We start from the raw sequence: 15,190 nt of genomic DNA, 5'->3' as shown, positions 1-15,190 counted from the left end.
TCATCTCTCTGTCTTTAAAAATGGTAGCGTTGACGCATGGCCTGTAATAATTCAGCCCAAATCGGTTGAATCAGTTGAACTTGTTGCAGGCAATACTGATATAGAAACCAGCAGCTCGCGACTGCTACAGTTGTACCCAAAATCAAGCTTAGGGCGGGTTTTTGCCACTTCTGGCATAGGTACCAAATACCTGCAAGGACTGCGCCTATGAGCATTCCGCCAACATGCGCAGCATTATTAATTCCAGAGATCGTGAGTCCAATCACCAAGTTAATGCCCATGACCATAATTAAGGTTTTTTTATCTAGAATAAAGCGTTGTTGTGCAAGAACAGGAAAGAGAGAAAGTAAGGTTAAAGCACCGCCTAAGCCCATCACGGCACCAGAGGCACCAGCACTCACATGTGGAAATAACGCGGGATTAATCGCCTGCTGATTTAGCATACTTATCGTATCGTGTATTGCCAAATAACCACTAAAAAGACTGCCCATTAATCCTGCGGCAACATAGAGCATGAAATAATAGAACCGACCAAAGAGTTGCTCAGCCACACTACCAAAAATATACAATGCCCACATGTTTAACATTAAATGGATCAAACCAAAATGAAAAAACATGCTGCTGAACAGACGGATGGGTTCCTCTAAAAAGGTTAAAGGTGCATAATCAGCTCCCCAGCGTATGGCATCTGCTAGGCTTGGATCACTGACATTGACTCCAGAGAAAATTTGCCAGAGAAATAACCCGACATTGATGGCAATCAAAAGGGTTGTGAGCCACCAATCCTGCATATTCAGTTTGCTTGGAACCCAAGGTGGTGTTGAATGAGACATGCTATTGTTTGACTTTGAATCTATATTTTGATCAAGCTTAGCACGAAAGAATGAAAATATTTGGAGCAACTTACTGACATGAAAGCTTTTTTTGTTCGAACTTTGTTAGTCATTGTCAGTTTGATTCTACTTGTACAGCTATGGATTTTTAGTAGTTTAGTGTGGTGGCGTACACATCCAGTCGAAACCACGATGTTCATGCGTCTAGATTACTGGTCTGAACCATCAAAACCAATTCAGCACAAATGGCGCGATTATGATGAAATCAGCGATTATGTAAAACGGGCTGTGGTCACATCTGAAGATGGAAAATTCATGCATCACCATGGATTTGATTGGGAAGGTATGCAATTTGCTTTGGAACGTAACCAAGACAAAGGCAAAGTGGTTGCAGGTGGTTCGACCATTTCTCAACAATTGGCGAAAAATTTATTTTTATACAATAAGCGTTCTTTTATTCGTAAAGGTCAAGAGGCTGTCGCTACTTGGATGATGGAGCGTATGTGGTCGAAACAGCGTATTCTGGAAGTGTATTTAAACTCGGTTGAGTTCGGGGAAAATATTTACGGGGTTGAAGCTGCAACACAGCATTATTTTGGTAAAAGTGCGCGAAGTTTAACCCGTGATCAAGCGGCATTTTTAGCTGCAATTTTACCCAATCCGAAATACTATCAAGATCATCAGAATGATCGAAAAGTCCAAATTCGTAAAAAAATGATTCGTAAATATATGCGTTATAGCCAAATACCTTAATATGGCCTAATTCAGCGATAAGCATAAAGCACCATAAGCCCAAATTATTTTGGGCTTTTTTATGAAAATGTCACAAAATTGAAGCATACTTATGACTATACAGATAACGTCTTAAAATCATGGGTTGATTATGAATACGGCGGCACAGACTCCATTAGAGCCAGTTGAATATACTTATAATGATCGATTTATTAATCGTGAACTTTCTATTTTAGATTTCCATTTACGTGTTCTTGAGCAAGCTGTCGATCCGTTGCATCCATTGCTAGAACGCATGAATTTCTTGCTGATTTTTTCAAGAAATTTAGATGAGTTCTTTGAAATTCGTGTTGCGGGCATGTTGGAACAGTTGGATTTGGGCAATGAAAGTCATACCCCCGATGGTCTAACCCCAAAACAGGTTTTGGAGCAAATTTCGCAAACGACACATGCTGCAATTGAACGTCAATACCGTATTTTAAATGAAGAAATTTTAGCGAAACTGCGCGAAGAAGACATTTGTTTCTTGCGTCGTGGCGAGCTAACCCCAGCTCAATCTTCTTGGGTGAAAAAGTATTTTCAAGAACAGGTTGCCCCAGTATTAACGCCGATTAGTTTAGACCCAGCACACCCATTCCCGCGTTTGGTCAATAAGAGCTTAAACTTCATTGTGACTTTGGAAGGTAAAGATGCCTTTGGTCGTCAAATTGATTTGGCTGTTGTACCCGCACCACGTTCATTGCCACGAGTTGTACGTTTACCCGATGAATTGACGGGCGGCAAAGAACACCATGTCATGTTATCTGCCATTATTCATGAGCATGTTTCCGACCTATTCCCAGGAATGACCGCAACGGGTTGCTATCAGTTCCGAGTAACGCGGAATGCAGACTTAGCTTTAAATGAAGATGTAGAAGACTTAGCGAAAGCGTTAAAAGGTGAGTTAAACTCGCGTCGTTTTGGTCGTGCAGTACGTTTAGAGGTCACTGAAAACTGTCCTAAACATATTTATGATTACTTGCTTAATGAATTCGACTTAGAAGAAGAGCAGTTATATAAGGTGGATGGTCCAGTAAATTTGGCACGATTATTGTCAAATTTTAAGCGTCCGCATTTGCGCTATGATTCACATACCCCAGTAATTCCTAAAGTATTGAAAAAATCTGAAAACATTTTTTCAGCGATGCAAAAGCAAGATATTTTACTACACCATCCCTTTGAGTCGTTTGCGCCAGTCATTAATTTGTTACGAGAGGCTGCACGAGATCCACAAGTCCTTGCGATTAAGCAAACGTTGTATCGTAGTGGAGCAGATTCTGAGATTGTGCAAGTACTTGCAGAAGCAGCGCGTAATGGCAAAGAAGTCACCGCGGTGATTGAGTTGCGTGCTCGTTTTGATGAAGAGTCGAATATTGCAGTGGCGAATGTTTTGCAAGAAGCAGGTGCTGTGGTGGTGTATGGTATTGTCGGCTATAAAACGCATGCCAAAATGATTTTGGTTGTCCGCCGTGAAAATAATAAATTGGTACGTTATGTTCATTTAGGCACCGGAAACTACCATGCAGGCAATGCCCGTATTTATACCGACTACGGTTTGCTCACAACTGACAAAGAACTGTGTGAAGATGTACATCGCATTTTCCAAGAGTTAACAGGTATGGGCAAAATGGCAAAGCTGAAAAAGCTTTTGCATGCGCCATTTACCTTACATGCCCAGTTGGTCAATTTTATTGATGAGGAAATTGCCAATGCCAAAGCAGGAAAACCAGCACAGATTATTGTGAAGGTTAATGCCCTGACTGAATTGCAGTTGATTAATAAACTGTATGAAGCTTCGCAGGCGGGTGTGCAGATCGACCTCATTATTCGTTCTATTTGTTGTTTGCGTCCTGGGCTACCGGGTTTGTCAGAAAATATTCGTGTACGTTCTATCGTTGGGCGTTTCTTGGAACATACACGGGTTTACTATTTTAGTAATAATGGTAATCCGCATATCTACTGCTCAAGTGCGGACTGGATGGATCGTAATTTATTTAATCGTGTGGAGGCTTGTTTCCCAATTGAAGATCCTGCATTAAAAAAACGGATTTATCTACAGGGCTTACTCACTTATCTAAAAGACAATCAACAAGCATGGCTATTACAAGGTGATGGTTCATGGGTACGTGCTCAAGTGGCAGAAGGGGAAGTGCCGCATAATGCCCAACGTACCTTGTTAGAAATCATTAAATAACAGTCAAAAGAAAGAGCCTCAAGTAGGCTCTTTTTTATTTATGACTTAAATGCCGGTAAATCGATTTGATACGCCCTTCTACGCTGTAAAGAGGAATCCCTAATTTATGGGCAATTTCACGAGTATTTAACTGATTTGCGAGCAAAGATAAAATTTCTAATTCGACATTAGAGAACAATTGGTTTGGACTTTCTTTAAAAGGGTTGATGAATTGTTGAGTTTGGCTTTGAGTCTGGGCATTGAGAATATATTGTGCCAATTCGCCATGTAAGGTTGCACCCCCCCTTAAAATGGTTCTAATCTGTTGCAAAATCTCACGGTCAGTCTGCTCAATAAAAAAGTAGCCATATGCGCCAGATTGAATTCCACGGAAGATTTGCTCTGTGTGCCCTTTGGGCGCCAGCAAAATAATGACCACATACGGATGATAAGTTTTTAATGAGCGTATTAGATCGTGTAAAGGCACTTGCGTAAAATTGAGATCGATTAGGACAATATTGGGTAAATGTAAACGATAGATTTCAAGTGCATCATCTAAATAAGGCGTAGAGTGAATTAACGGCGCAGGGTAGCCTAACTCCATCAATAATATTCTAAGGCGAAGGTCTAAATTCATTTCTTCCGAGAGAATTAATACGGGTGCTGGGAGTAAAAGCTCATTCACTATTTTTTTGTCCTAAACTTGAGCATCCAATTATCTTTTGACTGTGTTCCAAATACTGAAAATGTTCTATACCTGTAAATTGGGATTTTCTGTCTCTGCTGCTAGTGTAAGTATTTGTTGAATAAATATTAATTGAAAATGGTTTTAATTTTGTTGTAAATTTTAGGTAATTTGTTTAGATTATTTTTTTTATTAGAATAAATATTCATGAATATTGCTGTTTAACTAAAATTAAAGTAAATCTTTGCGTAGTTCGCGTGCACTTGGTATAGAGGTATAACGAAATACTGTATAACCTGCTTCTGTCAGCATTAAATCACGTTGACGGTCTTCATCTTCTTTACCAATATGGCTAGGGTCATCTAATTCAACAATTGCAATAACTTTCATATCGCGATTTAACACCACAAAATCTGTGACTTTTCGATTGAATTGTTGACGTATTTTGAAATTGTTGCTGGTAATCAGGGCACTAAATGCGACTTGTGCCAAAATATGATGTTCAGGCAGTGCTTCATTCAGTCGAACAAACATTTTTTGTTCAAAGGCTGTAATGAGAGGTTTTTGATAAAATTGCTGCCGATTCAAAAATAAATGTTGCAATAGCATCAGAAGCAAAAAAAAACTTGCCAGACAGCCAATAATAAAAAATAGCGCTTGAATTGATGTAAACACAAATTGAACTCAATAAAAAACCCACTACAAAGTGAGTGGGCTTTTAGAATCTTGGCTCTCCAACCTGGGCTCGAACCAGGGACCTGCGGATTAACAGTCCGTCGCTCTACCGACTGAGCTATTGGAGAATCTGGAACGCATTTTAGGGGGCTAAGTGCAAGTGGTCAAGCAAAAAGTTAAAAAATTCCAATATTTTCAGTTAAATGAATTAAAAATAGACAAATAGATTATTTAATACGCTGTATTGCGTCAATATAAGTGCTTTGTGTCTTGAGGGGATTGGCCTGGCGACATGAATTGATCAACTGCATGAGTTCTTGTTGAGTCATATCGGTACGAATTTGCTTTTGGATAGCTGTTAATACGGTTGGATTTTTCCCAGCTAAGTCACGACTACATTGATATAAGCGTTCGTACATCAGGGCAGAAGCAGACTTATTATTTTCAGACTTTTGTGTGCATTGAAAGGCAGCAAAAATAACCACAATCATAATAATCCAAAAAATTAGGGATTTTAGCCAAGGTAGATTCATTCTTATTCTCTGTGCTGTTGTTATGTAGTGAAGATATTCAAAATGCAACGGAATTACAATTTGGAATTAGATTGATTTTAAAATATAGGCAATAAAAAACCCACAACATAATGTGTGGGTTTTTTAGAATCTTGGCTCTTCCACCTGGGCTCGAACCAGGGACCTGCGGATTAACAGTCCGTCGCTCTACCGACTGAGCTATGGAAGAATAGTGGCTCTCCAACCTGGGCTCGAACCAGGGACCTGCGGATTAACAGTCCGTCGCTCTACCGACTGAGCTATTGGAGAATCTGATGCGCATTTTAGGGATGAAAGTGGGAGTCGTCAACCCGTTCCTGAAGATAATTGTTTTATTTGATTTATAATTATTCAGTTAAAGCCTAAAAATGAAAAAATCACCCGTAAAGGGTGATTTTTTATGCAGAAAAATAAAAATTATTTTTCAACACCAGCAGCTTGACCTGCATATTTAGCATTTGCATAGTCCCAGTTCACTAAGCTTTCTAGGAAAGTTGTGATGTATTTAGGACGAGCATTGCGGAAATCGATGTAGTAAGCATGTTCCCAAACGTCAATGGTTAATACTGCAACTTTACCGTGAGCAAGTGGAGTATCTGCATTTGCAGTTTTCATAATAGAAAGTGCGCCATTTACTTCGTCAGCCACTAACCAAGCCCAGCCTGAACCGAACTGAGTTGTTGCTGCAGCAGCAAATTCTTCAGCAAATTTTTCGTATGAACCAAAAGTTTCATCAATTTTTGCTGCTAATGCGCCAGTTGCTTTACCGCCACCGTTTTTAGCCATACAGTTCCAGTAGAACGTGTGGTTCCAAACTTGAGCTGCATTGTTGAAAACACCTACTTTAGCTGCATCACCAGCAGAAGCTTGGATGATTTCTTCTAAAGTTTTACCTTCAAGGTCAGTGCCTTTGATTAAGTTGTTTAAGTTAACAACATAAGTATTGTGGTGTTTGTCGTGATGGTATTCTAAAGTTTCTTTGCTGATATGAGGAGCAAGATCTTCATAGCCATATGGAAGTGCTGGTAAAGTGATCGTTGTCATGATTTCAATTCCTTGCATTTTGCTGGGTTTTGACATTTAAGTGGCACTATTGTAATGGATTCTAGGCTAAATTTGCGCAATACTTTTAAATAACAATACAGAATAAAGCTCGAATTTATACGTATATAAAAAATACTTTAAATCCATATTTTAAGTAAGGAAAATTTACCAAACCAAAATTAAATCGGATTGTTTAATTCGAAATAACTATACTCAAGATTAAACTGTTCTGAAATAGCTTGACCTAAGCGTTGTACACCATAGCGTTCGGTCGCATGATGTCCACAAGCGTAGTAATGTACATCCAATTCTTTGGCTTCATAATACGTTCGTTCGCTGACTTCTCCAGATATGTAGGCATCACAAAGTTGTTCAGCAGCTTTGCCAATAAAGTCTTGCGCTGCACCTGTACAGAAGCCCACTTTTTGAATGGATTTTTTATCAGCATTTAAATGAATGGTTTGAAAGCCTAAGCGTTCTGTAAGTAGCTGCTTAAACACTTCAGGAGAAAGCGCTTGCTTTAAATAACCAATATTGCCGATAGGATGGCGTTCTGAAGCATCTAAAGCCTCAATATGTTCCAGTTCTAAAATTTCAGCAATTGCAGCATTATTGCCGAGTATTGGGTGTGAATCTAAAGGTAGGTGATAAGCCACCAATGAAATATCATTTTTGATCAATGATTTAATGCGTTTACCGCGCATACCCGTAATGGGGTAGGGTTCACCTTTCCAAAAATAACCATGATGCACTAAAAGTAGATCAGCTTGCTGTGCAATCGCAGCATCAATTGCCTCTTGAGATGCCGTGACGGCACAGAGAATTTTTTTAACTTCAGAGCGTCCTTCAATTTGTAAACCATTGGGCGCATAGTCTTTAAACTCTTGAGTTTTTAACGTGTCATTACACCAGTGTAAAATTTCTTGCAGGGTCGCCATAAAAATCTCTTAAGTTACGAATTAATATCATCAAAACATAGTTTCAATTGTAACTAAAGCATCACAAAACTCTTGCATGAATTTTGTGTATCGAACTGTATTTGCCTTTACAATAAATATAAATTCTTCGTTATTAATAAATTAAAACATTTTAAGAGGATAGAAACGTGCGCCGGACCTTTACATGGTTACCTTGGGTGTTACTCATTATTGTCATTATCGGTTTTATTGCATGGCAACAAAACCAAAAACCAAAAGCGCCTGTTGCTCCCGATGGCGTAAAAATGCCTGCTGAAAAAGTTGAACCACTGATCGATACTTCTAGAACGGGTGGGGTCGTATCTTATCGTGCTGCGGTAAAAGTTGCTGCACCAGCGGTGGTCAATATTTTTACCACACAGAAAGTCAAACAACTTGATCACCCCCTCATGAATGATCCAGCATTTAGAGAGTTTTTTGGTAACCAAATTCCAGAGCAATTAAATCCTGAACAAAATGAAAATAGTCTGGGTTCTGGGGTGATTGTTCACCCAGATGGTTATATTTTGACGAATAATCATGTGGTTTCTCAGGCTGATCAAATTATTGTTGCACTACAAGATGGTCGACGTGCTGCAGCAAAAATTATTGGTACAGATCCTGATACTGATTTAGCTGTGATTAAAATTGAGTTAGATAAATTGCCAGTATTACCCTTTAAGCTGAGTGGCAATGAAGTGGGGGATGTGGTCCTAGCGATTGGTAATCCATTTGGTGTCGGTCAAACTGTAACGCAAGGGATTATCTCTGCGACAGGGCGTTCAGATTTAGGCATTAATACTTATGAAGACTTTATTCAAACAGATGCAGCGATTAATCCTGGTAACTCAGGGGGAGCCTTGATTGATGTGGCAGGCAATTTAATTGGGGTCAATACTGCTATTTTCTCACAATCAGGTGGCTCACTGGGGATAGGTTTTGCGATTCCTGCAAAAATCTGTCAGCAAGTGCTTAATTCAATTTTGAAAGATGGTCGTGTGGTTCGTGGTTGGTTGGGTATTAGTTTAATGCCTGTACAGCAAGAAAATATTATTGAACCGAAACAAGCGGGTGTGGTTGTTGCAGACGTGCTGAAAAATGGGCCAGCAGCTCAAGCAGGACTATTAAAAGGCGATAAAATTACTCAAGTGAATGAGGAAAAAATTACCTCGGCATCGCATTTGATTAATTATGTGGCACTACAGGCACCGAACAGTACCATCAAAATTCAAGTCGAACGTGGGGGTAAACCATTAAGTTTGGATGTAGTGGTTGGCGAACGTAAAGTTCAAAATTCGGATTCACAATATATTCCGTTACCGAAAAGATAAATATTTTAAAAAAAGCTCCTGAAAAGGGGCTTTTTTTATGGCTAGAGTCAACGACATTAAGCGAATTGATGAGGACGTTTTACTTCATTCATTTAAATGTTTGTGGTCAAATACAGCGTGAGAATATAAAGCAATATAAGGAAAAGTCATGACAAATCCAATGATGCATCAGGTAGTGATTACCGAAGTAGGTGGACCAGAAAAATTAGCCATTGAGCAAACTGATGTGCCAGAACCTAAAGCCGACGAAGTTTTGGTTCAGGTACATGCTTTTGGATTAAATCGTCCAGATATTTTACAGCGTCAAGGTTTATATCCGATGCCAAAAGGTGTGACTCCTGTACCGGGTTTGGAAGTTGCAGGTGAAGTCGTTGCAGTCGGTTCCGCAGTGCAGAAGTTTAAAGTCGGTGATCAGGTGTGTGGTTTAACCAATGGTGGTGGTTATGCCGAATATTGTGTTATCCCTGAAAGCCAAACTTTAAACATTCCAACAGGCTTAAGCTATGTGCAGGCTGCGGCAATTCCAGAAACATTTTTTACGGTATGGGCCAATGTATTTCAAATGGGGAAAGCCAAAGCAGGAGAAACGGTGCTGATTCATGGTGGCACAAGTGGTATTGGTACCACAGCATTAATGCTGTGTAATGCACTGGGGCTTAAAACCTTTGCAACGGTTGGCTCAGATGAAAAAGTTCACGCCATTGCTCACTTAACGGATGCAATTAATTATAAAACGCAAAATTTCGAAAGTTATATTCTGGAAAAAACAGCACAAGCTGGGGTTGATGTTATTTTAGATATTGTGGGTGCACCGTATCTAGAACAAAACCTGAACTTATTACGTAAAGATGGTCGTTTGGTCTACATTGCGTTTCTGGGAGGGGCAAAAGCCAAAGAGGTTAAGCTCGGTCAAATTATGATGAAGCGTTTGACGATTACAGGCTCGACCATGCGTGCGCGTAATACGGCCGAAAAAGCAGAAATTCGCCAAGGTTTGCAAGAGCATGTTTGGCCGTTGTTAGAGCAAGGTCAATGCATTCCAATGATCTATAAAACTTTTAAATTTGACCAAATTCAAGATGCACATCGTGCTATGGATACAGGTGAGCATATTGGTAAAATTGTGGTTGAAGTGATTTAACCTATTGAGTTATTGATCATGAAGTAAGCTTGAATATTCTGTAATACGCATATATTGAAGCTTCTCTTCATGTTCATACCTACGCATGAAGTAAAGACTGCTCTTTATGTTGGAAATATGAGAGAATAGTAGATTCCTTTTAATGTAAATGAGCAGTGCATGACTGAACAATCTCCTGAGCAATTAAGTGATATCGAAATTTTAGACATCTTAAAATCTATGAAAAACGATAAGCTCAATGTTGAAGCCAATCAAATCATTCGTGATGGAGGCAAGGCTGGACGTCAGGAAGCACATAAACAGGCTTTAGTAGCATTACATCAATCTTTTGAAGAGAAATTTGTTGAAGCGGTAACATTGGCGTTACATTTGAACTCAACTCAAGCAAAAAAAATTCGTTATAAAAAAGACCGTATTCGTATTTTAAAAGCGCAAGGGATTGATTATTTAGCCATTGATGGTGCTGAAACAGCACAAGTTCTGGCGCAAATTGCACAAGCAATTACCCGTGAAGAAGCGATGGTGACAGAAGATTTGCATAATATTTTCCCATTCTGGAAACAGGGTTGGCCAATGGTGCAGTTCGACAATGCCTACAAAATTCTAGAAGATGACATTTTGATTCACTATCAAGCTGTTTTAGAGGCTTTATTAGAAAAGTATTAATCTTTTAATGCGCAATGAAAATAAAAAAGAGCACCATGAGATGCTCTTTTTTATTAGCAGTTTTTATCCAAGTGTTGAATAAAGTGGAAAGATTCCAAAAATTACAGCAGTGACCAACATAACTAAGCAAGTAATAACAGCCCACTTAATTGTGAACTCTTGGTGTTCGCCAAAATTGATTCCTGCAAGTCCGCACAATAAATAAGTCGATGGAACCAAAGGGGATAATAGATGTACAGGTTGTCCAACAATTGCAGCGCGAGCCATTTCTGCAGGGCTAATGCCATAATGCCCAGCGGCTTCGGACAATACGGGTAGTACACCAAAATAGAAGGCATCATTTGACATAAAGAAGGTGAGCGGCATACTAATCACAGCAGTGATGGGTGCTAGATAAGGTCCCATGCTTGGAGGAATAATTGCTACCAATTGTTTGGACATAGCATCGACCATGCCAGTGCCTGAAAGAATACCTGTAAATATACCTGCGGCAAAAATAATACCGACCACCGCCAATGCACTTGCAGAGTGATTGCCAACTAAACGCTTTTGCATATCTAAATCTGGATAATTCACAATCAGCGCAATACACAATGCGACCATAAACAAAATTGGTGCAGGTAAAATACCCATGATTAAGGCAAACATGAGTCCCAGAGTTAACACCGCATTAAATACACGCAGATGATGACGGTTTGCTTCAGGGACTTGAGAGATTTGAATGCTATCTCCATGACTAATATCTAATTCGACGATCCCAATACGTTTACGTTCCATGCGACCATACATAAAACCTAAGAAGTATAACCAGATAATTGCGACAAACATTGGAAATAGCATGGGTACGAATACATCATTCGGGTCTACGTGTAGTGCAGTTGCAGCACGCGCCGTTGGTCCACCCCATGGAGTTAAATTCATGATGCCGCTGGCAAGCATCATTAAGCACGCCATAATCAAAGGGCTCATGCCAATACGTTTATACAGTGGTAGCATCGCAGCAACACAGATCATATAAGTCGTTGAACCATCACCATCTAATGACACAATCAAGGTTAATGTGATTGTCCCTAAAGTTACTTTCAGAGGGTCGCCTTTGACTTGTTTTAAAATCCATTTCACAGATGGATCAAACAAGCCTGTATCAATCATGATGGCAAAATAAAGAATAGCGAATAACAGCATGACACCCGTCGGGGCAAGTTTCTTAATCCCCTCCATCATCATGTTGCCTAATTCTGAAATATTAAATCCTGCTAGACTGTCAACAAAGAAGCTTAAAGCATACGTAATTAATGCAAAAAGAATTGGAATTAAAGTTAAAGCGACAAGAGCGCTCAAACGCTTGGACATGATTAAATACATAAAGCAAATAATCATGCCCAAGCCTAAGATAGTCAGCATGGATCAGTCCTTTGAGTGTGATAGTTTTATTTAATATTTGAGTGAAATTGATAGTATTCAAGTAATGGTGATTTTTAAAGATTATTTAACAAATGGTATTTTTTATTCTATTTTTCTAATAAATAATATATATCGATAAAGTATGTCAGAGTACAAAATTGGTATGGATTGGGTGCAAAAAAAGCCTTGCATGATGTGCAAGGCTTAGAAAGTAAGACCTAGCTAACCTTTATTCTTGCGGTTCCGTGTCATTTGAGTCTTTTGGCTCTGGAAGTAGGCGAGTCACTAGCAGTTGGTCAATCTTAAAATGATCAACATCCACTACTTCAAATTTATAACCACCAAAAAGTACCACATCTGCAGGGCGTGGAATTTTACGTAAGCGGTACATCATAAAGCCAGCCAGCGTCTCATAATTTTTTTCATCAGGCATTTCATCAATTTCGAGAGCGTGCTTCATATCCTCAATTGGGGTGCTGCCATCGATCAGCCATGAATTATCGTCGCGTTTGATAATTTGTTGCTCTGCTTCAATAGGGGTAACCCAATCACCCATGACCGTAATCATAATATCTGACAGCGTGATGACACCTACCACTAGGGCATATTCGTTGATCACCACTGCAAATTTTTCTTTGGTTGAGCGGAAACGATCTAGAACCTCAGATAAGGTCAGCGTGTCTGGAATAGTTAAGACATTACGAATGGTACTTTCATTGAGTTGCAGTAAAGATTGATTATTCAGAATACGAACCAGAATGTCTTTAGCATCGACATAGCCAATCACATCATCAATATTTTCACTACAGACAACGAACTTTGAATAGGGATATTCAGCCAGTTTTTGACGTATGCTGTCCTCTGCCTCATTTAAAGTAAAGTAAATGACATTTTCACGTGTGGTCATACTTGAGGGAACATTACGTTCTTCAAGTTCAAGTACATTCTCAATAAAGTGATGTTCTTGCTTTAATAATACGCCAGCTTGAGCACCAGCATCCATGACCGCAGAAATATCGTCAAAGGTGATATTGTCGTCACGTATTGTATTCACTTTGAACAAACGAAACAGTAGGTTAGCTAAAGAGTTAATGATCCAAGCCAAAGGTTTGCAAACTTTAATAAAGACTTGAATGGGGTTAATGACTGCAATAGAAATTTTTTCAGGTGCAATCATGGCCAAACGTTTTGGCATTAAATCGGCAAATAAAATGAAGAGTGAGGTGACTAAGGTAAAAGAAAGAGCAAAGCTAATACTTTCCGCCCAAGCACCTGAGTAAAAACGAGACACAAAACTCATGAAGTAAGGTCGAAAAGCCCCTTCACCTAAAATACCGCCCAAAATTGCTACTGCATTTAGACCAATTTGAGAGGCTGCAAAAAAATCAGCAGAATTTTCCTGCAAATCTAAAACTTTTTGCGCTCGCTCTTCGCCAGCTTCGGCCAGAATTTTCAATTTGACTTTGCGCGCACCGGCAAGTGCAATTTCAGTCAGAGACAGAAATCCCGCCCCTGTAATCAGAAGTGCGATGATTATAATATTCTGGAAGAGACTCACGAAATCCACCTGCGGATCATCATTATTATGAAATATTTTTAACACAAAAAAGCACTAGGGGAATAATCGAATTATGCCCGAAGTGCTCACAGTATAATCTTAAAAAAGAAGAATTTAAGAAAAATCTAATTAATAGTGTGAAAATTGTGAGTTATTTAATAAAAATTCACGATTTTCTTCTTCGATCATTTGACGAGCGACATATAAAATTAACTGGCGTAACCAACGGTGTGCTGGATGATGATGTAACAGAGGACACCATGCCATTTTTAATTCGAATTCAGGAATGTAGAACGGCGGGTCTTTGATTAGTAAATGTTGGCTCTTAGCTTGTAGACGCGCAATACGTGTGGGTAAAGTTGCAATCAAATCGACATTTGATGCTAATAGTGCTGGCATTTGATAATGGCGGGTAAAGACAGAAATTTTACGCTTTTGCCCGATACGTTCTAATGCTTGATCAATCCAACCTAAGCCCGCTTGTTTTTCAGGATTTACCCCAAAACCTACACCCATACCTGTTTTAGACACCCAAATATGTTGCGCATCGAGATAACTTTTTAAGTTTAAATTTGATGCAGCAGGGTGCTTACCATTCAATAAGCAGGAAAAACTGTCACGCCATACTAAAACTTGATGGAAACTTTGCGGAATTTCATTAAATCGGTTGATGGCTAAATCGACTTTACCTTGTTCCATATCACGATAGGACACGTCACTTGGAGTTAAAAAGTCCAACACGACGTTGGGTGCTTCTGAGCGTAAGGCTTTAACTAAACGAGGAACCAACGTGGCCTCGGCATAGTCAGAAGTCATAATGCGAAAAACACGATTAGAGGTATAAGGACGGAACTCTGTACGTGGTTCTAAAATCATGGAAAGGTCTGACAACGCATCGCGAATTCGTGGCTGTAATTCAAGCGCACGTTCGGTAGGGGTCATACCTTCGGAAGAACGAATCAATAGAGGGTCATTAAAGAGATTACGAAGGCGACGTAAGATGTTACTCATTGCAGGTTGGGTAACGCCCAATTGTTCTGCTGCGCGCGTGACATTTTTTTCACGCAATAATACATCAAGATAAATGAGTAAATTAAGGTCGACCCGCTCCAGATTCATAAAATAAATACCAAGAATAAACTTATGAAATTATGTTGATTATGCCATAAGCGATAAGGCTTGTGTAGAAAATATGATGAAAAAAGCTGGTGAGAGGTGAAACGAATTGCGAATGAATGGTAAAGGAAAATGACTAAAAATGAAACTTAAAAACTTAAAAACTTAAAAACTTAAAAACTTAAAAACTTAAAAACTTAAAAACTTAAAAACTTAAAAACTTAAAAACTTAAAAACTTAAAAACTTAAAAACTTAAAAACTTAAAAACTTAAAAACTTAAAAACT

Annotated in this window: 14 protein-coding genes and 3 tRNA genes; 5 read left to right on the top strand and 12 right to left on the bottom strand. The window is 39.1% G+C overall.

The genetic code is table 11. The features are described 5' to 3' along the window. Positions 1-14 precede the first annotated feature (14 nt). On the bottom strand, positions 15-833 hold the full coding sequence (locus E0H94_RS14220) for a rhomboid family intramembrane serine protease (protein WP_131327112.1): 819 nt from the start codon (positions 831-833) through the stop codon (positions 15-17). 78 nt (positions 834-911) lie between these two features. Between E0H94_RS14220 and mtgA the strand changes: the two genes are divergently transcribed. Both mtgA and ppk1 read left to right on the top strand, forming a co-directional pair. Next, complete coding sequence (mtgA, locus tag E0H94_RS14215) at positions 912-1,586, top strand: monofunctional biosynthetic peptidoglycan transglycosylase (RefSeq protein ID WP_131327111.1); 675 nt, start codon at positions 912-914, stop codon at positions 1,584-1,586. Positions 1,587-1,716: 130 nt separating this feature from the next. Then, entirely contained in the window at positions 1,717-3,798 is a 2,082-nt protein-coding gene (gene ppk1, locus E0H94_RS14210; protein WP_131327110.1) for a polyphosphate kinase 1, read from the top strand. 34 nt (positions 3,799-3,832) lie between these two features. On the opposite strand, the gene E0H94_RS14205 is transcribed toward ppk1, so the two are convergent. From E0H94_RS14205 to E0H94_RS14170, 8 genes are all read right to left on the bottom strand, one after another. Beyond that, the gene (locus tag E0H94_RS14205) at positions 3,833-4,462 is read right to left on the bottom strand and encodes a response regulator transcription factor (protein WP_131327109.1); all 630 of its coding nucleotides are present in this window, start codon (positions 4,460-4,462) and stop codon (positions 3,833-3,835) included. Between the two features lie 231 nt (positions 4,463-4,693). Then, a complete protein-coding gene (locus E0H94_RS14200; RefSeq protein WP_227548645.1) occupies positions 4,694-5,137 on the bottom strand; it encodes a DUF2726 domain-containing protein in 444 nt (147 codons plus the stop codon). 52 nt (positions 5,138-5,189) lie between these two features. After that, positions 5,190-5,265: transfer RNA gene (locus E0H94_RS14195), tRNA-Asn, on the bottom strand. Between the two features lie 99 nt (positions 5,266-5,364). Next, positions 5,365-5,628 (bottom strand): hypothetical protein, encoded by a 264-nt coding sequence (locus E0H94_RS14190; protein ID WP_227548644.1) that lies wholly within the window; start codon positions 5,626-5,628, stop codon positions 5,365-5,367. Between the two features lie 174 nt (positions 5,629-5,802). Beyond that, a tRNA-Asn gene (locus tag E0H94_RS14185) sits at positions 5,803-5,878 on the bottom strand. A 4-nt stretch (positions 5,879-5,882) separates the two neighbouring features. Then, positions 5,883-5,958, bottom strand: a tRNA-Asn gene (locus tag E0H94_RS14180). 147 nt (positions 5,959-6,105) lie between these two features. Continuing rightward, a complete protein-coding gene (locus E0H94_RS14175; RefSeq protein WP_131327107.1) occupies positions 6,106-6,732 on the bottom strand; it encodes a superoxide dismutase in 627 nt (208 codons plus the stop codon). Between the two features lie 179 nt (positions 6,733-6,911). Then, the gene (locus E0H94_RS14170; RefSeq protein WP_131327106.1) at positions 6,912-7,670 is read right to left on the bottom strand and encodes a Nif3-like dinuclear metal center hexameric protein; all 759 of its coding nucleotides are present in this window, start codon (positions 7,668-7,670) and stop codon (positions 6,912-6,914) included. Between the two features lie 167 nt (positions 7,671-7,837). On the opposite strand from E0H94_RS14170, the gene E0H94_RS14165 reads away from it, so the two are divergent. From E0H94_RS14165 to E0H94_RS14155, 3 genes are all read left to right on the top strand, one after another. Further along, positions 7,838-9,019, top strand: a complete 1,182-nt coding sequence (locus E0H94_RS14165) for a S1C family serine protease (protein ID WP_131327105.1) — start codon at positions 7,838-7,840, stop codon at positions 9,017-9,019. 148 nt (positions 9,020-9,167) lie between these two features. Continuing rightward, the gene (locus E0H94_RS14160; protein ID WP_131327104.1) at positions 9,168-10,160 is read left to right on the top strand and encodes an NAD(P)H-quinone oxidoreductase; all 993 of its coding nucleotides are present in this window, start codon (positions 9,168-9,170) and stop codon (positions 10,158-10,160) included. A 159-nt stretch (positions 10,161-10,319) separates the two neighbouring features. Next, positions 10,320-10,826: a hypothetical protein gene (locus tag E0H94_RS14155; RefSeq protein ID WP_131327103.1), complete on the top strand. Its 507-nt coding sequence runs from the start codon at positions 10,320-10,322 to the stop codon at positions 10,824-10,826. A 63-nt stretch (positions 10,827-10,889) separates the two neighbouring features. On the opposite strand, the gene E0H94_RS14150 is transcribed toward E0H94_RS14155, so the two are convergent. The 3 genes from E0H94_RS14150 to E0H94_RS14140 form a co-directional block, all read right to left on the bottom strand. Further along, positions 10,890-12,230, bottom strand: coding sequence for a CitMHS family transporter (locus E0H94_RS14150; protein ID WP_131327102.1), 1,341 nt, complete (start codon positions 12,228-12,230; stop codon positions 10,890-10,892). Between the two features lie 229 nt (positions 12,231-12,459). Continuing rightward, positions 12,460-13,788 (bottom strand): hemolysin family protein, encoded by a 1,329-nt coding sequence (locus E0H94_RS14145; protein WP_131327101.1) that lies wholly within the window; start codon positions 13,786-13,788, stop codon positions 12,460-12,462. Positions 13,789-13,917: 129 nt separating this feature from the next. Further along, positions 13,918-14,907: a LysR family transcriptional regulator gene (locus E0H94_RS14140; protein ID WP_016166891.1), complete on the bottom strand. Its 990-nt coding sequence runs from the start codon at positions 14,905-14,907 to the stop codon at positions 13,918-13,920. Positions 14,908-15,190: the final 283 nt, after the last annotated feature.

This window comes from Acinetobacter sp. ANC 4173, from assembly GCF_004331255.1.
GTDB lineage: Bacteria > Pseudomonadota > Gammaproteobacteria > Pseudomonadales > Moraxellaceae > Acinetobacter.
This window is presented reverse-complemented; position numbering and strand designations above follow the sequence as displayed.